This is a genomic window from Fastidiosibacter lacustris (assembly GCF_003428155.1).
Classification (GTDB): domain Bacteria; phylum Pseudomonadota; class Gammaproteobacteria; order Francisellales; family Francisellaceae; genus Caedibacter; species Caedibacter lacustris.
Genome location: NZ_QLIR01000004.1, coordinates 30,741 through 52,236 on the forward strand (window position 1 = coordinate 30,741; position 21,496 = coordinate 52,236).

Consider the following 21,496-nt stretch of genomic DNA (forward strand, 5'->3'; position numbering starts at 1 on the left):
TATTAAATAACGTAGACAAAAACAAGAGGATTAGCTAATGGCGCTAAAGCTTGAAGATAAGAAAGCGATTGTGGCAGAAGTTGCTGAACAAGCATCCTTGGCATTGTCTGCAGCGGTGGCTGATTACCGTGGTTTGACTGTGAATCAAATGAGTGATTTACGTAAGCAAGCTCGTGAATCAGGTGTTTATTTAAAAGTTGTTCGCAATAATTTAGCAAGAATCGCGATCAAAGGAACTGAGTTTGAGTGCATGAGCAATGCACTTGTGGGTCCTTTGGTTTTGGCTTTCTCGAAAGAAGAGCCAGGTGCGGCTGCTAAATTATTCAAAAATTTTATGAAGAACAATAAAACTTTTGAAGTGAAGAACTTAGCAATGGGTGGCGAATTATTCGGCGCCAACAAGTTGGAAGAAATGTCTAAGCTTCCAAGTCGCAACGATGCACTTGCATTGTTGTGCAATGTATTGCAAGCACCTGTTACCAAGTTTGTGCGTACGCTTAATGAAATTCCAGCGCAAGCTGTTCGCGTATTTGCTGCTGTTGGTGATGCAAAATAACCACTTTTCGTTTTTGAAATAAATTATTTAATAGGAGTTATATAATGGCTATTACTAAAGAAGACATTCTAAATGCAGTTGCTGAAATGAGCGTTATGGATGTTTGTGAGTTAGTTAAAATGATGGAAGAGAAATTTGGTGTTTCTGCTCAAGCTGCTATTGCAGTTGCAGCTCCAGTTGCAGGCGAAGCTGCTGCTGTTGAAGAGAAAACTGAGTTTGACGTTGTTTTAGTTGATGCAGGTGCTAATAAAGTTGGTGCGATTAAAGCAGTTCGCGCAGCAACTGGTTTAGGCTTGAAAGAAGCAAAAGACGCAGTTGAAGGCGTTCCTTTTACAATCAAAGAAGGTGCTTCTAAGGCAGATGCTGAAGCACTTAAAAAGCAGCTTGAAGAAGCTGGTGCTAAGGTTGAGCTTAAGTAATTTTTCGATTACATTAAGTTAAAGCAAAAGGCTAACAGGTATATTTTACTTGTTGGCCTTTTCTGCTATGTGATAAATATGATTTGTGGCTGAATCTGTGGTCGCAGATAAATAAAGTTTTTTCAAACTTTTGGCATGGTTTAGTGGTTAAAATGAATGTGATCAGAGGAAGTGCCTGATGCCGTACTCATACGCTGAGAAGAAAAGAATCCGTAAAGAATTTGGGAATCTTCCTAATATTCTAGATGTTCCATATTTGCTTGCCATTCAAGTAAATTCATACAAAGAATTTTTACAACAAGAAGTTAAGCCGCAAGTGCGTAAAAATATTGGCTTAGAAGCAGCGTTTAAATCTGTTTTTCCGATTGCTAGCGCTTCTGGCTATTCCGAACTTCATTATGTAAGCTACCGTTTAGGTGAATCTACATTTGATGAAAATGAGTGTAGCATTCGAGGGGTAACTTATGCTGCACCCTTGCGTGTAAAATTACGATTGGTTGTTTACGATAAAGATGCACCGGTAGATAGTAAGGCGGTGAAAGATGTTCGTGAACAGGAAGTTTACATGGGTGAAATTCCGCTTATGACGGAAAATGGGACCTTTATCATCAATGGTACTGAGCGTGTTGTGGTGTCTCAGTTGCACCGCTCACCAGGGGTATTTTTTGATCACGATAAAGGCAAGACCCATTCCTCAGGTAAGATATTGCATTCAGCACGTGTTATTCCATATCGTGGTTCATGGCTAGACTTTGAGTTTGACCCAAAAGACTTGCTTTATGTGCGTATAGATAGACGTCGTAAGTTACCAGCAACAGTTTTGTTAAAGGCTTTGGGTTATACTAACGAAGCATTATTAAAGATTTTTTATGAGCCAGTTGACTTTGAAGTCCAGGATGGTGTGTTAATGATGACGTTTGACCCTAATTCATTAAAAGGCACAACGGCATCGTTTGATATTTTAGACCAAGACAATAAGGTGCTCGTTTCTGAAGGCAAGCGCATCACAGCGCGTCATACTAAGGTCATGAAAGAGCAAGGGCTTGACCGAATGGAAGTCCCTGTTTCTTACGTAATTGGCAAAGTATTATATGGTCGTATTGTAGATGAAACTTCAGGTGAGTTGTTGGCTGAAGCAAACGAAGAAATTACTCCGGTATTGTTAGACAAATTGTCTGATCGTGGTGTTAATAAATTCCAAACGCTCAACACCAATGATTTAGATCGTGGGGCTTATATTGCCGATACATTGCGTAGTGATATTTGTCGCAATCGTGATGAAGCGCTTGTTGAAATTTACCGTATGATGCGCCCAGGTGAACCCCCAACAAAAGAATCTGCTGAAAACTTATTTCAAGGTTTATTCTTTTCTGAAGAGCGTTATGATTTATCAGCAGTTGGTCGGATGAAATTTAACAATCGTTTGGGACGTAAATCCGACAAAGGTGAAGGGATATTAAGCAAAGAAGATATTATCGACGTTGTAAAAACCTTGATTGATATTCGAGATGGTCGTGGTGAAGTTGATGATATCGACCACCTAGGTAATCGTCGTATTCGTGCGGTAGGTGAGATGACTGAAAATCAATTTAGGGTAGGCTTGGTGCGTGTTGAGCGTTCCGTGCGTGAGCGTTTATCTTTAGTTGATCGTGAGAGTGCAATGCCACAAGATCTGGTCAATGCTAAACCAATTACCGCCGCGATTAAAGAATTCTTTGGTTCGGGTGCGTTATCACAATTTATGGATCAAGATAACCCGCTATCAGAAGTTACGCATAAACGTCGTATATCTGCATTGGGCCCTGGTGGTTTATCAAGAGATCGCGCTGGTTTTGAAGTGCGTGACGTACACACTACACATTATGGTCGTTTGTGTCCAATTGAAACGCCAGAAGGTCCAAACATTGGTTTGATTAATTCTTTAGCGTGTTATGCGCGTACCAACCATTATGGTTTCTTAGAAGCCCCATATCGTAAAGTAATGGATGGTGTTGCAACGGATGAAATTGAATACTTGTCTGCAATTGATGAAGGCAATTATGTGATTGCGCAAGCATCTGCTTCAATGGATGACAAAGGCCGTTTAACAGATGAGCTTATTCAATGTCGCTCAAAAGGTGAGGCAATTTTTACAACAGCAGATCAAGTACAATATATGGATGTATCTGCCAAACAAATGGTATCCGTGGCGGCAGCGCTTATCCCATTTTTAGAACACGATGATGCTAACCGTGCACTCATGGGATCAAACATGCAACGCCAAGCTGTACCTACATTAAAAGCTGAAAAGCCACTCGTTGGTACTGGAATGGAGCGTATCGTTGCAAGTGATTCAGGTACTTGTATTGTTGCTAAACGCTCAGGTGTTGTTGATTCAGTAGATGGTGGTCGTATCGTTGTTTGTGTGAACAATGATGAAATTGGTGAAAGTGATTCTGTCGTTGATATTTATAATTTGACCAAATTCCGTCGTTCTAATAAAAATACGTGTATTAACCAGCGCCCAATTGTAGAACCTGGTGATGTAATCAGAAAAGGTGATATCTTAGCAGATGGTTCTTCAACGGATATGGGCGAATTAGCACTAGGTCAAAACCTACTCGTTGCATTTATGCCTTGGAATGGTTTTAACTTTGAAGATTCTATTCTTTTATCTGAGCGTGTTGTAGAGGATGATCGTTATACTTCTATTCATATCGAAGAGTTAACTTGTATTGCACGTGACACTAAGCTTGGGGCAGAAGAAATTACAGCCGATATTCCAAATGTAAGTGAGTATGCACTTAATAAACTTGATGCCTCAGGTATTATTCATATTGGTGCAAACGTTGTTCCAGGGGATATTTTGGTTGCTAAAATTACACCCAAAGCAGAGCAACAGTTAACTCCTGAAGAGAAGTTATTACGCGCTATTTTTGGTGAGAAGGCTTCTGATGTTAAAGATAGTTCATTGAGAATGCCAACTGGCATGTACGGTACGATTATTAATGTGCAAGTCTTCACTCGTGATGGTGTCGAAAAAGATGCACGTTCAGTTGAAATTGAAAAAGAGGAACTGGTACGCATTCGTAAAGACTTGCGTGACGAATATCGTATTGTTGAAGGTGCTGTACGCTCTTATCTATTTGAACAGTTAAGTGGTAAAAAAGCATTAGCTGGTCCAAATAACTTAAGGCGTGGTCAAGAAATCACAAAAGAATATTTGAAAACCATTGAGTTTATGCAATGGTTAGATCTTCGTGTTGAAGATGAAGCGACAACCGAAGCTATCGCTCGTTGTAAAGCGCAAATTGAACAGGCTCGCAAAGATTTTGAGGTAAAGTTTGAAGTTAAGCGGAAAAAGCTAACTCAAGGAGATGATCTATCGCCTGGAGTACTTAAAATTGTTAAGGTGTTTGTTGCCGTTAAACGTCGTATTCAGCCAGGTGACAAGATGGCAGGGCGTCATGGTAACAAAGGTGTAGTATCTCGTATTCTACCTATTGAAGATATGCCATACCTTGCAGATGGCACGCCAATGGATATCGTTCTAAATCCGTTAGGTGTTCCTTCTCGTATGAATATTGGTCAGGTGCTGGAAACACATATGGGGTTAGCTGCACGTTCTCTAGGACACAAAATAAGTGATGCGTTAGAAGCTAGCCAAAAAGTACAAGATATCCGCAAAGTTTTAGAGGAAGTCTACAACACCATTGGTCATAAAAAAGTGGATTTCAAGCAATTAGATGATGATCAAATCGTTGAGATGGCATATAACTTAAAAGCAGGTGTACCTATTGCAACGCCTGTGTTTGATGGTGCAAAAGAGAAAGACATCAAAGATCTTTTAAAACTTTGCGATATCAACGAAAGCGGTCAGATGCAGCTATTTGACGGTCGTACTGGTTTGGCATTTGATCGACCTGTAACCGTGGGATACATGTACATGCTGAAACTAGATCACTTAGTAGACGATAAGATGCACGCACGTTCGACAGGTTCGTATAGTCTGGTAACACAACAGCCGCTAGGTGGTAAAGCCCAGTTTGGTGGTCAGCGTTTTGGTGAGATGGAGGTGTGGGCGCTACAAGCGTATGGTGCAGCATATACATTGCGTGAAATGTTAACCGTGAAGTCAGATGATGTGAATGGTCGTACCAAGATGTATAAGAACATCGTTGATGGTAATTTCAGGATGGATGCAAGTATTCCAGAATCGTTTAACGTACTAATGAAAGAAGTACGTGCATTAGCTATCGATATTGATCTTGAGTCTGACTTGAATAATTAATCTTATTGAGTCGCAATTCATTAAATCGTTGCAGAAAGCATCTCTGTAACATGTAATCAAACTTTGCAAAGAATAGGAGTAGAAGCCTTGAAAAACTTACTAGGCGGTATGAAACAGCAAGGTAAAGATTTAGAGTTTGACCGTATTCGAGTCGCTCTTGCTTCCCCTGAAATGATCCATTCATGGTCATATGGTGAAGTGAAAAAGCCAGAAACAATTAATTATCGTACTTTTAAGCCAGAAAGAGATGGTTTATTTTGTGCTAAAATTTTTGGTCCAATTAAGGATTATGAATGTTTGTGTGGCAAATATAAGCGTTTAAAGCATCGCGGGATTATCTGTGAAAAGTGTGGCGTTGAAGTAACGCAAGCGCGTGTACGACGTGACAGAATGGGGCATATTGACCTTGCTTGTCCAGTGGCACACATATGGTATTTGAAGTCATTACCATCTCGTATAGGGTTACTGTTGGATATGACCTTGCGTGATATTGAGCGCATTTTATATTTTGAAGCCTATGCCGTAACAGATCCTGGGATGACACCATTTGAAAAAGGTCAGCTGCTAAATGAAGAAACGTATTTGGATGCCTTAGAAGAGTACGGTGATGAATTTGAAGCACAAATGGGTGCCGAAGCGATTCAAAAACTATTGATGGATACAGACTTAAATCATGAGATTGAAGTGATTCGAGAAGAGATTCCAACAACAAACTCAGAAACCAAGCTTAAGAAACTCACTAAGCGTTTAAAATTATTAGAATCATTCCGTGATTCGGGTAATAAGCCTGAGTGGATGATTATGACGGTTTTACCAGTATTACCCCCTGATTTACGTCCATTGGTGCCACTTGATGGTGGACGTTTTGCAACCTCAGACTTAAACGACTTATATCGTCGTGTCATTAACCGTAACAATCGTTTAAAACGTTTATTAGAGTTAAGTGCACCTGATATTATCGTTAGAAACGAAAAACGTATGTTACAAGAAGCGGTGGACGCGCTATTAGATAATGGGCGCAGAGGGCGCGCAGTTACCGGTTCAAATAAGCGTGCGCTTAAATCACTTGCTGATATGATTAAAGGTAAGCAAGGCCGTTTCCGTCAAAACCTTCTTGGTAAACGTGTAGACTACTCTGGTCGCTCTGTGATTACAGTGGGACCAACTTTGCGGTTGCACCAATGTGGTTTGCCAAAGAAAATGGCATTAGAATTATTTAAGCCATTTATTTATTCTAAACTTGAACACTATGGTCATGCGTCAACAATTAAAGCAGCCAAAAAAATGGTTGAGCGGGAAGAAGCTTTAGTTTGGGATATTTTGGAAGAAGTGATTCGTGAGCATCCGGTGCTTCTAAACCGTGCGCCAACTTTGCATAGATTAGGTATTCAAGCATTTGAACCGACACTGATCGAGGGTAAAGCAATTCAGTTACATCCATTAGTGTGTACGGCATTTAATGCAGACTTTGACGGGGATCAAATGGCAGTTCACGTGCCATTAACGTTAGAAGCTCAGCTTGAAGCGCGTGTGCTGATGATGTCAACCAATAACATTTTGTCTCCTGCTAGTGGTACGCCTGTGATTGCACCAACACAAGATATTGTGCTTGGTCTTTATTACATCACACGTGAGCGGGTAAATGCCAAAGGTGAAGGTAAATTATTTGCTGATCTATTGCACGTTCAGCGTGCATATGATGCGGCAGTGGTTGATGTGCATGCTAAAATAAAGGTGCGTTTGAATCATAAAGTATTGCTTGAATCTGGCAAATATATCGATGAAAAGGGTGTCGTGGAAACAACCGTAGGACGTGCACTATTATCCAGTATTTTACCAGAAGGTTTGCCATTTTCGTTGATTAATCAATCTTTAACTAAGAAGGTAATTGCCAAAATTATTGATCAGTGTTATCGTCGTTTAGGCACAAAGGCAACAGTTATTTTTGCTGACCAGCTAATGTATGCTGGTTATAAGTACTCAACGAAATCAGGCATTTCGATTGGGATCGATGATATGATCATTCCTGATGCCAAAGAAATGATCCTCACTGAAGCAGAAAGTCAAGTCAAAGAAATTTCTGAGCAGTATGCCAGTGGTTTAGTGACTGCGGGTGAGCGTTATAATAAGGTTATCGATATTTGGTCGCGTGCTAATGAAAAAGTTGCTAAGTCGATGATGGAAGTGATCGCAAAAGAAAAAGTCCAGGATAAAGTAGGAAATGAAGTTGAACAAGAGTCTTTCAACTCTGTATATATGATGGCAGATTCAGGTGCAAGGGGCTCTGCAGCTCAAATTAGACAGCTTGCAGGGATGCGTGGGCTCATGGCAAAACCAGATGGTTCCATTATTGAAACGCCAATTACTGCAAACTTCCGTGAAGGTTTGTCAGTATTGCAATACTTTACTTCAACCCACGGTGCGCGTAAAGGGCTTGCCGATACAGCATTAAAAACAGCAAACTCAGGGTACTTGACACGTCGTTTGGTTGATGTCGCTCAAGATTTGGTTATCGTTGAAGAAGATTGTGGTACAAACAAGGGTCTGACAGTATCAGCGCTGATTGAAGGAGGAGACGTTGTTGTTCCATTGGGGGAACGTTTATTAGGTCGAGTCAATGCAGAGGATATTTATAACCCAGGTGAAGATGAAGTCTTGGTTGAAGCTGGCACCTTGCTTGATGAAAAAACTGTAGAATTGATTGAGCAACATGGCGTCGATCAAGTCGTTATTCGCTCATCTATTACTTGTGAAACTCGTCGTGGTTTATGTGCTAAATGCTATGGTAGAGATTTGGCAAGAGGTCACTTGGTCAATATGGGTGAATCTGTTGGTGTTGTAGCGGCACAATCCATCGGTGAACCAGGAACGCAGTTGACGATGCGTACCTTCCATATTGGAGGTGCGGCATCTCAAGATACGGCTGAAAATAATGTTCAGATCAAGAATGGTGGCAGAATCAAGTTCAACAACATTAAAACAGTTAAGAATCGTGAAGGTAACCATGTGGTGGTGTCACGCTCAGGTGAAATCGGTATTATCGATAAGTTTGGTCGTGAGCGCGAAAAATATAAAGTGCCATACGGTGCAGTGTTACCAGTCAATGATGACACTCAAGTAAAAGCTGGTGCTATCGTTGCAACCTGGGATCCACATACCCATCCCGTTGTTGCCGAGGTTGCAGGTCATATCAATTTCGTTGACTTTATTGATGGTGTGACCATGAAGCATCAAGCGGATGAAATGACTGGTTTGTCTAGTATTGTTATTACATCTGATTCACAGAAGAGTGGTAATAGAGATATAAGACCACTTGTACGCTTGATCAATGAGGTTGGTGAGGAGCTATGCTTTCCTAATACCAATATTCCTGCAAGTTATTTTATGCCGATTGGTGCGATTTTAAATATTGAAAATGGCACGCAAATTGAAGTGGGTGATGTTATTGCACGTATTCCACAAGAAGGCTCAAAAAACAAGGATATTACCGGAGGTCTTCCACGCGTAGCTGACTTGTTTGAAGCTCGCCGTCCAAAAGATGCCGCTATTTTGGCAGAAGTTTCTGGAGTGGTGAGTTTTGGTAAAGAAACAAAAGGCAAGCGTCGCTTGATTATTTTGCCTGAAGAAGGTGAGCCAATTGAGATTATGATTCCTAAATGGCGTCATATTAACGTATTTGAAGGTGAGCATGTTTCACAAGGGGAAATTATCTGTGATGGTCCGTTTGATCCGCATGAAATCCTACGCTTGAAAGGTGTACATGCGCTTGCTGAATATATTATCAATGAAATTCAAGAAGTTTATCGCTTACAAGGTGTGGGCATTAATGATAAGCATATTGAAACCGTTACCCGTCAAATGTTGCGTAAGGTAAACATCCTCGCCTCAGGAGATAGTAAATTTGTTGATGGTGAACCGGTTGAGCTTGTGCAAGTACTGGAAGAAAATGATAAGCTTCTTGCAGAAGGCAAGCTTGTAGCAGTTTATGAGCCTATTTTATTAGGCATCACGAAAGCTTCATTGTCAACGGAGTCATTCTTATCAGCAGCATCTTTCCAAGAAACAACACGTGTCTTAACAGAAGCTTCGGTGAGTGGTCAGCAAGACTATTTACGTGGCTTAAAAGAAAATGTTCTCATCGGTCGTTTGATTCCATCTGGAACAGGACTTGCTTATCACCAAGAGCGTAAGCGTAAGCACATCGAAGAAATGGAAACATTGGAATCAGGACCATCTATGGATGAGTTGGAAATGGCACTAAGTGCTGCGTTAAATGCAGATAACGAGGAAAACAGCGTTGACTTGGAGGATCTGTTTGTCATAAGTGACGATGATTTTAATGTAGCCGAGTCAGAAGATGATGAAGATGATGAATAAGTGGGTACATTAAAATAACTGTGTAAATTTTTTCGTAGGTTATAATGGGTACAATGTATAATCTACGAATGAAAGATGAAACAGGAACAACAAACTGAAGTACTAGGATAAGGACTTGATTTTACTATCAAATCAAATGCTGATTTATCAAACTTGTTTAAATCTGCTTTTCTATTAAAGCAATTAACAAAAGGATTAGTTTAACCTGCTTTACAGGCTGAAATAAAAGATTATCTAATCTGAATTAAATGCTTACATTTTAATATGGGATAGATAATAGTAAAGAAAGGACAAATAGGGATGTGGAAAAAATTATTTTTGGACAACGTTAGCGTTTTTAAGTAGCCCCTAAAAAGGGAGAGCCGCGGTAATGTAGCTCTCTTATCCAACTAACATTTAATTTCAAGGAGAAAAAATGAATACGATTACTCATTTTGTAACGAGCATAAGTATTTTTAATCAGTCACAACCTATTGAAATTCACAAGGAGTAGTGTCCCATGATTCGTAAGTTCTTATTCAACTGTCTTTTGGTCCTGACTGGCATCATAGTCCTGCTGGGAGGTATTTTCTCACTATATGCTCATAATACTGACGAGGTTGACGCTGATCCTGCCTTGGTTTTGACCAATAAGGGTGCTGTACGGGGCGTCATCCGCAATGGTGTGCGGGAGTTTAAGGGTATCCCCTATGCCAGACCTCCAGTTGGTGATTTGCGTTGGGCTATGCCGCAACCTGCAGAGGCGTGGAGTGGCGTACTGGATGTCTCTCAATATAAGAGCATCTGTCCGCAGGTTGAGCGCTATGGCATCCCCGAATCCAGTGAGAATGAGGATTGCTTATATATCAATGTCACAGCGCCTTACAAGGAAGCATCGGATCTGTCCCGTAAGCGCCCAGTAATCGTCTGGCTGCATGGCGGGGCGTTTGTGGGCGGATCAAGTACCCTCTATCCGCTGGATTATATGTCTAAGAGCGGTGACGTGGTCATGGTTTCGATGAACTACCGGATCGGCGTGTTCGGATTTATGGCTCATCCCTCCTTAGAGGCGGATCACAACGGCGGTTACGGTCTAGAGGATCAGCGCGCTGCGCTGCGCTGGGTGAAGGCGAATATCGCTGCCTTCGGAGGAGACCCTGATAACGTGACAATCGCCGGCGAATCGGCCGGCGGTGCTGGCGTCTGTATGCACATCCTAGCGCCAGATGAAACCTCCGGCTTATTCCACAAGGCTATTATTGAGAGTGCCGGCTGCGCTACCCCACTGCCGAGTGTCGAGGACGCCAACAAGATTGGTCTGCAGGTAGCCCAACAGGTTGGCTGTACGGATGAGGCAACAGCACTGTCTTGTTTGCGCAACAAGCCGGTCAAGGATCTTCTCAACGGGGCGGTGAAAGTTTCGGGCTCGAATATCCTTACTTATATGCCGATCATCGGTACCAAAACGAACCCGCTACCAGGGGCGGAGGCATTCCCTGCAGGCAAGTTCGTCAAGGTGCCTGTGATGTATGGTGGCACGCGTGATGAGTTGCGTCTGTACGTTGCCTATGCCATGCAGGCTGGGCAAAGCATTACGGCAGATAACTACGCCGAACTATTGAAACAGACCTATGGCGACAAAACCGACGCTATTGTGAAACAGTATCCGGCAAGCAATTATTCCTCGGTTGCTTCTGCGCTGGGCACTGTTTGGTCAGATTTCCGCCCGGATGTTGGTATCAATCACTGTATCTACCTGGAAAGTGCTAAGTTGATGCGCAAGTTCGTACCAGTTTATCAGTTCGTGTTTGCCGATCGCACCGCACCGCCGGTAACAACCAATCCCGGTTTCGAGATGGGCGCGGTCCACTCTTCCGAACTGATCTATCAATTCCCTCATTACGATAACACTCGTATGCTTGCAGGTCCCAATCTCTCACCCACCTCGCAAAAGCTCTCTGAACAGATGGTAGCCTACTTCACGAGCTTTGCCAGAACTGGTAAACCAAGCGCACAGGACGCACCGGTCTGGGGTATTTTTGATCGAGAAGACAGGGTCATGAACTTCGAACCGGGCAAGCTTGGTTATTTCAATTCAGGTGTTTCGCACCACTGTGAGTTTTGGAAGACTCAGTATCCGTCTATCCTAACCCAGTGATATTCTGTACGGGGTGGAATTGGAGGCATCGTCTGTCTGTACGCATAAGGATGAGCGATTTATCAGGTTTTAAAGAATTGGAAAACTCCTAATGAACAAATCAATTACGAGTTTTTTTGGATTTGAATTTGCTTTATCCTCATTTCTAGCCATGCTCAACAAAATAATATGTTATGACAGAAAAGTAGTGATTAGATTTTGCTTAATGACAACATATAGCTCAAAATAAGCATACTTTAAACGAAAAAAATAAGTGATTTTATGCTTGTAACAAATGAAGATATAGCTATGAAAAAGCATAAGGACTTGTATTCAAGACGTGAAGAATTATTGAACACGTTAACTCATGCGATTGGAGCAGGATTTAGTATCATTGCACTTATTTTGATGATCTTGCGTGCAGCAGATACGGGGTACATGGTCAATGTCATAGCAGTTACTATTTTTGGCTTAACGCTTATTTCAATGTATGCTGCATCAAGCTTATATCATGGTATTACTCATCCAAAATGGAAAAAAGTGTTACGAAAAGTTGATCATTTAAATATTTATTTACTTATTGCTGGTACTTATACTCCTATTGCACTTATCGCTTTATCAGGCGTTAATAGTTGGTTGATTCTTGCTATTTTATGGGGATCTGTGATTGCTGGTTTTATTTATAAAATATTATTTTTTGGTGATGGTTGGTTATCTACTGCGTTATATGTCATTATGGGCTGGACGGCACTAGGATTTATTGTGCAGATTGTAGAAGCATTACCAGGCGGTTGTCTCATGTGGATTGTGCTAGGAGGGGCGTTATATACCAGTGGCGTTGTCTTTTATATGCTGGATGAAAAAATTGAGTTTTGTCACTTCTTGTGGCATTTATTCGTTTTTGCTGGCAGTCTAGCCCATTTTTTTGCAATCTATTTATACGTTGCTAGGATGGACTAGAAATCGGAAATAAAGTACTTTTATCTGCGTAAGTGATATCAAAAATGAACAACATTAATCTAAAAAACAATATGAAAAAACAGGATAACAAGCATAATATCAGTGCGATGATTTTAGCAGCAGGGCGTGGGCGTAGAATGCAATCACTTACGGATCATACCCCTAAGCCCTTAATAGAAGTAAATGGCAAGGCATTGATTGAGCATCAAATAGAAAATTTGGCTGATACGGGTATAAGCCGTATCATTATCAACGTTGCGTATCTTTCTGAACTGATTGTTAAGCGCATTGGCTTTGGTGAGCGTTGGGGTATTACAATTCGGTATTTGTATGAACCACTGGGTGCTTATGATACAGGTGGTGGGATTATACGGGCATTACCTTGGTTAAGCGATCCTTTTATCGTTGTAAATGCAGATATAATAAGCAATTACAACTTTCATTCAATAGTGGAACATAGTAAATTGATGAGTGAATTAGCACATTTAGTGCTTGTGCCTAATCCAGTGCATAATCTAAAAGGAGATTTTTGTTTAACAAGCGACAAGAAAATTATAGTGATTAATGATAATTGCCAAAGTTACACTTATACGGGTATTAGTGTGTATAAAAAAGCATTATTTAAAGGTATCCCTGTCGGTTCTAAAATTTCTTTACCACGGATTTGGCAATCTTTTATTAAACAAAAGCTAATTAGTGGGGAATTATTTCATGCGAATTGGTGTGACGTAGGAACTCCTGAGCGTTGGCAAGAAATCAACCGTGCCTAGATCTTGGTGCTTGTAAAGATTGTGTTTTTCAAGCCGATAAAAAGGGTGATAACAATAAACAATAAGCTCAGGAATAAAATTGGCAAAAGACCATATTTCATCCAGGGGGTATTGCCTTGTATGGCTTCGATATTACCCTTTAATACTGCTTGCTTGTTTCTTGGTAAGCTTACAATAGTTTGACCTTTTGGGTTAATGATTGAAGTGACACCATTGTTGGTTGCTTGAATAACAAAGCGACCTGTTTCAATAGCGCGCATTTGTGAAATCTCTTCATGTTGCCAAGGTGCCAGCGAATCACCAAACCAAGCGTCATCACTGATAACGGTGATTAAGTCAGCATTTTGTAATTGTGCACGTACTTCAGAGGGATAAGCGATTTCATAACAGATAAACAAAGCAATGCTGACGCCATTCATATTTAATAGCGGTTGTACTTTAGCACCTTTAGTAAAACTAGACATAGGAATGTTGAAATAAGCCATAAATGGCTCAAGAAAATAAGAAAAAGGATAATATTCTCCAAAGGGAACCAAATGACGTTTATGGTAGTAACCAGAACCTAAACCATAAACAAATGCTGAGTTAAAGTATTGATCTTTGTGATTAAGTGCCACGGTTCCAACTAAGATTGCACTTTCTTGATTTTTTCCTAAATCATTAATTTGTGCTAAAAAAGGCTCAATAAAAGGTTTGAAGGTTGGAATAGCGTTTTCTGGCCAAAAGACTAAGTCTGCAGGGTTGTTACGAGTTATTTTGTAGTAATGATCGATAATTGTTTGTAACATGCTTGGATCCCATTTTTGATCCTGAATATAATTGCCTTGAATAATGGTGACAGTTTTATCAATGCCATCACTATGTGTCCATTTTATTTGCCTGAAACCCAAGGCACTAATAAAGCACAGCGTAATAAGCAACAACATGCTGATAACGGTTTTAAAATGACGTAGATTTAACAAAATTTCTGTTAAACAAAGTGACATAAAACATACAATAAATCCTACTAAGAAGACACTTCCAACTGGTGCAAAAGCTGAAAAAATGGTATGGGTTTGTGAGTAGCCTAATAAGACCCAAGGGAAGCCAGTAAATAAGTAGGTACGTAACAACTCAAGTAGAAACCAGCAAACTGGGAGAATCAACAGGCGATAACTCAAGTGTTTATTATTTAGTTTGCCAAAACAATAGCCAAAAATAAGGAAAAAAGTGCTTAAAAATAGAATAAATATCGTCGTTAAGCTGATACTCAAGAAAATCGATTGACTAAAGGCATAAATGCTCACATAGACCCAAGATATACTGGTACTAAAAAATCCCACACCATAGCAGTAACCTAACCATAACTGTTTTTTTATTGTTTTCTCTTGAGCAATGAGATAAAAAAAACCTACGAGTGAGACGAATGCAAGGCTGGCAATTCCAATAGGTGAAAAGGATAAGGTTAGAATTGCGCCACACAAAAGAGCTGAGAAATTAATCAGAAATAAGCGCATGTGAATTAAGCATTGTTTTTGCGTATAACATGCAAGGTACGTACACGACGTTTATCAGCAGCAGTAACACGGAAGGTAAAATCACCAAATACGATTTCTTCGCCAACATCAGGTAAATGCTCAAGTTGATTGATTACTAAACCACCGATTGTGTCAACTTCATTATCATCAATCGCACAGTCAAAATAATCATTGAAATCTTCGATTTCAGTAAGTGCATCAACACTAAATTCATTATCATTAATTCGCGTGATTTGTGTATTTTCTTCATCAAATTCATCTTCAATGTTGCCAACGATTTCTTCAAGAATATCCTCAATAGTGACTAGCCCCGAAATAACGCCATATTCATCAACAACGATTGCAAGGTGATTATGGCTTGATTTAAACTCTCGCAATAGTGAATCCAATTTTTTGCTTTCAGGTACAAAGATAGCAGGGCGCAGTGCTGATTTTAATTGCTCAAGGCTTAAGTCTGTGTATTGAACGACAATTTTTAATAAATCTTTTGTATGTAGGATCCCCAAGACATCTTCACGATTTTCCGAAAAAAGTGGTAAGCGTGTGTGGCTTGAATTAATGACAGTTTGGATAATTTCTTTACTTGTCATCCCCGCATGAATTGTTGCCATTTGCGTGCGTGGAATCATAATATTACCCACTGAAGAGGAAGCAACATTTAAAACCCCTTTAATCATATCGCGTGAATCTGTATCAATCGTACCTTTTTTAACAGCAAGATTAACAAGACCAAGAAAATCGGAAGGGCTATGTGGCATTAAGATAGTAGCAGCAATTTTTTCTAACCAGGTTTGCCCCTGTCCTAAGTTTTCATTCTTTGTCTGTTTTTCGTCCATTGTCCATTATTTCTCAACATAAGGATTATCAATACCAAGCTGTGCTAACAAAGAAATTTCAAGGTTCTCCATTTTGTCAGCATCGGCCTTTTCAATGTGGTCATAGCCGAGTAAATGCAGTATGCCATGTATTAATATATGACACCAGTGATGATCGAGCAATTTACTCTGCTGTGTTGCTTCACTTTCTAAAACAATAGGGCAAATAATTAAATCCCCTAGAAAACTCTCCATATCTGCCTCTTGTGGTAAGCCTGGTGGCTGTTCAAAAGGAAAAGATAAGATATTCGTAGGCTTATCTTTATGGCGATAGGTACGATTGAAATACTGCATATCGTCCGTATTGACAATCTGTATGCTGATCATAGCTTGTTTAATATCAAGTGTATTAAGTACAACTTTGCACCAAACAGATAGTGTTCTTTCATCTGGGACGTTTAAACTATCAGGGTTATTAATATCCAGTATCAGCATTGTTCTAGTAATCTTGGCTATGGCTTTGCTCATAGAAATCATATGCAGCAACAACCCGTTGCACAATTGGGTGACGCACAACGTCCGCAGTTTCAAAGAAGGTCATACTAATCCCTTCAACTCCTGCTAAGACTTCAATTGCATGACGAAGCCCTGTAGTAATCCCCTTGGGCAAGTCTACTTGCGTGATGTCGCCTGTGACGATTGCAGTTGAGTTAAATCCAATGCGTGTTAGGAACATTTTCATTTGTTCTTTGGTCGTGTTTTGGCTTTCATCTAAAATGATGAATGAATCATTGATTGTGCGCCCACGCATGTAGGCTAAAGGTGCAATTTCAATAACTTGTTTTTCGATTAATTTGGTTACCCGCTCAACACCCATCAAATCATATAAAGCATCATACATAGGACGCAAATAAGGGTCTACTTTTTGTGCCAAATCGCCTGGTAGAAACCCAAGCTTTTCCCCAGCTTCAACTGCAGGGCGAACAAGTACCAAGCGCTTAACTAGTCCTTTTTCAAAAGCAGCAACAGCACAAGCCATTGCAAGGTAGGTTTTACCGGTTCCAGCCGGTCCTATGCCAAAATTAATATCATTTTCATGAATACGCTTTAAATAACGTTCTTGATTTATTGTGCGAGGATTGATCGGACGTGGACCAATCATAACAATAAACTCAGGAATAAATTTTTCTTTTTTGTCGTTTGGATTGCTCTTTGACATTTCATTTAATGCAATATTAAGTTCTTTGTTATTAAGTTCAAAATTTAGATCGTTAACCAGCTTTTGATATATCTCTTCTAAAAATGCTTTAGCGTCTTTAACGGCTGTTTTGGGTCCGACGATGCGAAAATTATTGCCTCGTTGGATAATTTCAACTGCTAAGTATTTTTCAATTAAATGTAAATTTTCATTTAGATTGCCACAAAGCTTTACCAGCATTTGGGCGCTATCTGGCTCAAGTTCGAATTGTATGGTTCTCATGAAGTTAAATTATCTCTCCGCGTAGTGAGTGTGGCAGGGCTTCAACGATTTTAACATCAATTAATTGTCCAATTAAACTAGAATCACCAGCAAAGTTAACGATACGATTATTCTCTGTGCGCCCGGCAAGGATGTGTCGATCTTTCTTAGATATCCCTTCAACTAAAATGCGCTGAGTTGCCCCAACCATTTGACGGCTGATAATCATTGCATTGTGATTTAATTGATCTTGTAAACGCTTTAGACGTCCTTTTTTAATTTCCAGTGGAGTATCGTCTAACAAGTTAGCAGCGGGTGTGCCAGGGCGTTTGCTATAAATAAAGCTAAATGACTGATCAAAGTGAACATCTTTAACCAAATCCATTAATTTTTCAAAATCTTCTTCAGTTTCACCAGGAAAGCCAACAATAAAATCAGATGAAATCGTGATATCTGGACGCACTTTTCTAAGCTTACGGATTTTTTGTTTAAACTCTAGAATCGTATGATTACGTTTCATAGCGGCTAAGATACGATCAGAACCATGCTGAACTGGCAGATGTAAATGGTTGGCAAGTTGTGGTACTTCAGCATAAGCATTGATGAGATTATCCGAAAATTCAACAGGATGAGAAGTTGTGAAACGAATGCGTTCAACACCATCAATATCGGCAATAAAATGAATAAGAAGTGCAAGATCTGCGGTGTCACCCGAGGACATTTTACCAAGGTAATGATTCACATTTTGACCTAAAAGTGTAATTTCTTTAACCCCTTGTTCGGCAAGAATGGCGCATTCAGCTAATACATCTTCAAACGGGCGGTTTACCTCAGGACCACGTGTATAAGGTACAACACAATATGAACAGTACTTGTCACAGCCTTCCATTATTGAAACAAAGGCCTTAGCACCTTCTGCTCTAGGTGCAGGAAGGTGATCAAACTTTTCAATTTCAGGAAAGGAAATATCAACTTGTGCAGTTTGCGTGATTTGTTTTTGTTTAATGAGCTCAGGCAAACGGTGAATGGTTTGTGGCCCAAAAACAATATCAACAAATGGTGCCCGCTTAATAATATTTTCACCTTCTTGTGAAGCAACACAGCCGCCTACGCCAATCACAAGGTTAGGATTTTTGTTTTTCAGGTATTTCCAGCGACCTAGTTCGTGAAAAACCTTTTCCTGTGCTTTTTCGCGAATTGAACAAGTGTTGATCAAGATAATATCTGCTTTACTGTAATCATCTGTTTTTGTTGTATTAAAGTGTTCACTTAGTACTTCATTCATGCGTGATGAATCATATTCATTCATCTGGCAACCCAGTGTTTTAATAAAAACTTTTTTATTCTGCTTTATTTCAAGTGCAGGTGTTTCAATCACAGTTGCTGTCATAGTTATTACCTAAGGTTTATTGAATTTCTTTTTTTTTGCGTATGTATCTTTATCTTTTCAATGGTAAGTAAGCATATGGAGATAACCTACGTCATACCATCTATTAAGAATAAAGAATACCAAGGCTAAAAACTGGCATTAGGGTAACGGGTTTTACAAAAAAATGCTAGTAAAATGTACAGCCATTCATAGGCTGTGTGCAATGCAATAAGTTAGTGAAAAATATTTTTTCTTAGTGCTTGACAAGGGTATCAAAGACCAATAGAATGCGCTCCAGTTTTGAGATGAAATTCAAAAAACAGTAAAATTTTCCTTGTCCCCATCGTCTAGAGGCCTAGGACATCGCCCTTTCACGGCGGTAACAGGGGTTCGAATCCCCTTGGGGACGCCAAATTTACTCTCGACCAATCACTTCAAATTATCCTTTCTCTTGTTAAGAGAGAAGTTCACAGAGTCTAGGTGGAAAAATTGGTTTTGAAAGTATAGTTGGGCATGGCACAAAGTTTTGGGTAATATTACCGTTTCATAAATATGAATATTTAATCTGACACTCAGTTATATTCCATTTGATATCTACTACCAACCCTCTTTTGTCAGGATGGTTATAAATTTCTAAGTGAGCATTATTATGCTCTACAATTTCTTTAACGATAGATAAACCTAAGCCAAATCCTGGTAAATTATGACTTCTTGCTTGATCCATACGAAAAAATGGATCACATAGTTTCTCTATGAATTGTGGATCTACACCTGGTCCTTCATCTGTAAACCTTACACAAAGCACATTTTCGTTTGGTATCTTTGTTACTATAACTGTTACACCATTTGCATACTTAATTGCATTGTCAATAAGGTTTTGAACAGCTCGCTTAAATGCTTTTCTTTGTAAAGGAAGTACGACAGAAGTAAATTCAGACTCAAATTTAACGTTAAAAAAATTAATTTGATACTCATGACAAGTTGCATCGATAAAATTGACTAACTCAACAAGTTGAGTTTTTTCAATTTTATGTGCCTTTTCATTGTACACATTCATTTGGTTAAGCAAATATTCCATATCCGCATAATATTTCAGTAATTCTTGATGATAGACTTCCGGAATAGAGTTTTGCATATAAAGTTTTGCTTTTGTCAGTGGAGTTTTTAAATCATGTGACAACGCTGCTAAAGTATGAACAGCTTCATCTAACATCGTTTGTACTTTATCACTTACTTGTACCATAAGATCTGCTGTATCTTGCATAAAGAAAGGAGTAAATAGTGAATGTTTCTTTACTTTTAAACCTAAATTTTCAGCTAATTTTTGCATTTTGATATATGGTTTTAATAGCTTTTGAGTATAAGCAAAATAAATTGGAATCATGAAAGCGATAAATAATAATGAAACAACAAGTAGAAGATATAAGTAAATTCTATTTGTGTTTTCAACAACAAAATCAACGCAAAAGTCTATATCTTGATAACAAATCGACACCCCATTTTTTCCATATCCATATTCTGACTTTGGTAAAAGTTCTTGTATCCTTTTACGAACTTCTCGATAAGTTTGTGACTTATAGCCTTGCTGTAGCTCAGCTATGTTAAGCATTAGTTTTTTACTAAATATACCATTATCGGATAAATTATATTTTATGTAATCTGGCCAGGTATTAAGATATGATGATTGCTTATTTTCTGCATTAGGTAAGGCATTATAATGTAAATTGAATACGGCATTCGTTAATGAATAAATCGTTTGAGAATATCTGTTATCGTAGTAGTTAAAATATGAAATAATAATAAAAGTCGCATTGAGCAATAAAAAAACAATAAATAACTTGGGGATAATCCAGAAGTAAATCTTTGTTTTAACTTTTATTTTCATCGTAGGTATTTTGCCTTAAAATTGTGTCTGAGTAATGCACATCAGCAACCATAATATATCCAACTCCATGAATTGTTTTTATGATTTTGGGGTTAGCCGTGTCTTTTTCTACCTTTTTCCTGAGTCTACCAATAACAACGTCAACTGCGCGATCACAACCGTCATACTCACGATTATAAATTGCTCTTGTCACGTCATCCCGGGAAATAATATTTCGATTATTTTCTATTAGTATTTTAAGTAAGTCATACTCAGAATTCGACAGTTCAATACTAATGCCATTTTGATCTATTAATACGCGGTCAAAGAAGTCTAAAACTAAATTTTCAAAGTGTATATATCTTTTGTTAGAAGCATCTTTATAGTCAACAGAATATGTTCTCAATGCGCTTTTAATTTGCGCAAGTAACACCTCTGCATTAAACGGCTTAGTAATATATTGACACGCTCCAAATTCATATGAAAGTATCTTTTTCGTATCGCTATCAATCGCTGTGAGCATTATGATTGGGATATTGTGTTGACTGCGAATTTGACGGCAGATATCAATTCCATTACCATCAGGCAACATTACATCAAGAATAATAATATCAGGTATTTTTTTTAATAAAATTGATAATGCTTCTGATAAACTCTTTGCTGTATCAACAAGGTAGGCGTTGTTGATCAGTAAATTTTTTAATAACGTTATCATTTCATTATCATCATCAACTATAAGCACATTTTTTTTAGCAATTTTTGTTAACTCATTTAACTTATCTAGCATAGTAATTTGCCTTCTTTTTTCCAAATCTTATTTACATCTGATACCTATTGCAAATCGTTTTATGGGTTTTATAACACAGAAATTTATACTGATTTTGAGCGAATTGAATTGCAAACGATAGTATTCCTCTTATCAAAATTTAATCGGTGAAAAACATATAAAACTCAATGTCAGCAAGTTTGCAAAATGATTCACAATATTTATATAACATATCTAT

At 38.9% G+C, this 21,496-nt stretch carries 14 protein-coding genes and 1 tRNA gene; 8 read left to right on the forward strand and 7 right to left on the reverse strand.

Features of this window, described 5'->3' with window-relative positions; translation table 11 throughout:
• Window positions 1-37 precede the first annotated feature (37 nt).
• The 7 genes from rplJ (at window position 38) to DNJ77_RS03225 (ending at window position 13,468) form a co-directional block, all read left to right on the forward strand.
• Window positions 38-556, forward strand: a complete 519-nt coding sequence (gene rplJ, locus DNJ77_RS03195; protein ID WP_116963560.1) for a 50S ribosomal protein L10 — start codon at window positions 38-40, stop codon at window positions 554-556.
• Between the two features lie 44 nt (window positions 557-600).
• Complete coding sequence (gene rplL, locus DNJ77_RS03200; protein ID WP_116963561.1) at window positions 601-975, forward strand: 50S ribosomal protein L7/L12; 375 nt, start codon at window positions 601-603, stop codon at window positions 973-975.
• Window positions 976-1,153: 178 nt separating this feature from the next.
• Complete coding sequence (gene rpoB, locus DNJ77_RS03205; RefSeq protein WP_116963562.1) at window positions 1,154-5,245, forward strand: DNA-directed RNA polymerase subunit beta; 4,092 nt, start codon at window positions 1,154-1,156, stop codon at window positions 5,243-5,245.
• Between the two features lie 87 nt (window positions 5,246-5,332).
• The gene (rpoC, locus tag DNJ77_RS03210; RefSeq protein ID WP_204723356.1) at window positions 5,333-9,622 is read left to right on the forward strand and encodes a DNA-directed RNA polymerase subunit beta'; all 4,290 of its coding nucleotides are present in this window, start codon (window positions 5,333-5,335) and stop codon (window positions 9,620-9,622) included.
• A gap of 499 nt (window positions 9,623-10,121) precedes the next feature.
• Window positions 10,122-11,759, forward strand: a complete 1,638-nt coding sequence (locus DNJ77_RS03215; RefSeq protein WP_116963564.1) for a carboxylesterase/lipase family protein — start codon at window positions 10,122-10,124, stop codon at window positions 11,757-11,759.
• Window positions 11,760-12,020: 261 nt separating this feature from the next.
• Entirely contained in the window at window positions 12,021-12,698 is a 678-nt protein-coding gene (gene trhA / locus DNJ77_RS03220) for a PAQR family membrane homeostasis protein TrhA (protein WP_116963565.1), read from the forward strand.
• 44 nt (window positions 12,699-12,742) lie between these two features.
• A complete protein-coding gene (locus DNJ77_RS03225; protein WP_204723357.1) occupies window positions 12,743-13,468 on the forward strand; it encodes a nucleotidyltransferase family protein in 726 nt (241 codons plus the stop codon).
• Here the strand turns inward: DNJ77_RS03225 and lnt are convergent.
• From lnt to miaB, 5 genes are read right to left on the reverse strand one after another with little or no spacing between them, the layout of a single operon-like run.
• The gene (lnt, locus tag DNJ77_RS03230; RefSeq protein WP_116963566.1) at window positions 13,465-14,964 is read right to left on the reverse strand and encodes an apolipoprotein N-acyltransferase; all 1,500 of its coding nucleotides are present in this window, start codon (window positions 14,962-14,964) and stop codon (window positions 13,465-13,467) included. The genes DNJ77_RS03225 and lnt overlap by 4 nt on opposite strands.
• Before the next feature lie 5 nt (window positions 14,965-14,969).
• A complete protein-coding gene (locus DNJ77_RS03235) occupies window positions 14,970-15,821 on the reverse strand; it encodes an HlyC/CorC family transporter (protein ID WP_116963567.1) in 852 nt (283 codons plus the stop codon).
• A gap of 6 nt (window positions 15,822-15,827) precedes the next feature.
• On the reverse strand, window positions 15,828-16,328 hold the full coding sequence (ybeY, locus tag DNJ77_RS03240; protein ID WP_239986739.1) for an rRNA maturation RNase YbeY: 501 nt from the start codon (window positions 16,326-16,328) through the stop codon (window positions 15,828-15,830).
• Entirely contained in the window at window positions 16,300-17,280 is a 981-nt protein-coding gene (locus DNJ77_RS03245) for a PhoH family protein (protein ID WP_116963568.1), read from the reverse strand. Before DNJ77_RS03245 ends, ybeY begins: the two co-directional genes overlap by 29 nt.
• A 4-nt stretch (window positions 17,281-17,284) precedes the next feature.
• Window positions 17,285-18,613: a tRNA (N6-isopentenyl adenosine(37)-C2)-methylthiotransferase MiaB gene (gene miaB, locus DNJ77_RS03250; RefSeq protein ID WP_116963637.1), complete on the reverse strand. Its 1,329-nt coding sequence runs from the start codon at window positions 18,611-18,613 to the stop codon at window positions 17,285-17,287.
• 351 nt (window positions 18,614-18,964) lie between these two features.
• Here miaB and DNJ77_RS03255 point away from each other — a divergent pair.
• Window positions 18,965-19,040 (forward strand) — tRNA-Glu (locus tag DNJ77_RS03255).
• Window positions 19,041-19,172: 132 nt separating this feature from the next.
• Here the strand turns inward: DNJ77_RS03255 and DNJ77_RS03260 are convergent.
• Window positions 19,173-20,513, reverse strand: a complete 1,341-nt coding sequence (locus DNJ77_RS03260; protein WP_116963569.1) for a sensor histidine kinase — start codon at window positions 20,511-20,513, stop codon at window positions 19,173-19,175.
• The gene (locus DNJ77_RS03265; protein ID WP_116963570.1) at window positions 20,497-21,279 is read right to left on the reverse strand and encodes a response regulator transcription factor; all 783 of its coding nucleotides are present in this window, start codon (window positions 21,277-21,279) and stop codon (window positions 20,497-20,499) included. The genes DNJ77_RS03260 and DNJ77_RS03265 overlap by 17 nt, the downstream gene beginning before the upstream one ends.
• Window positions 21,280-21,496: the final 217 nt, after the last annotated feature.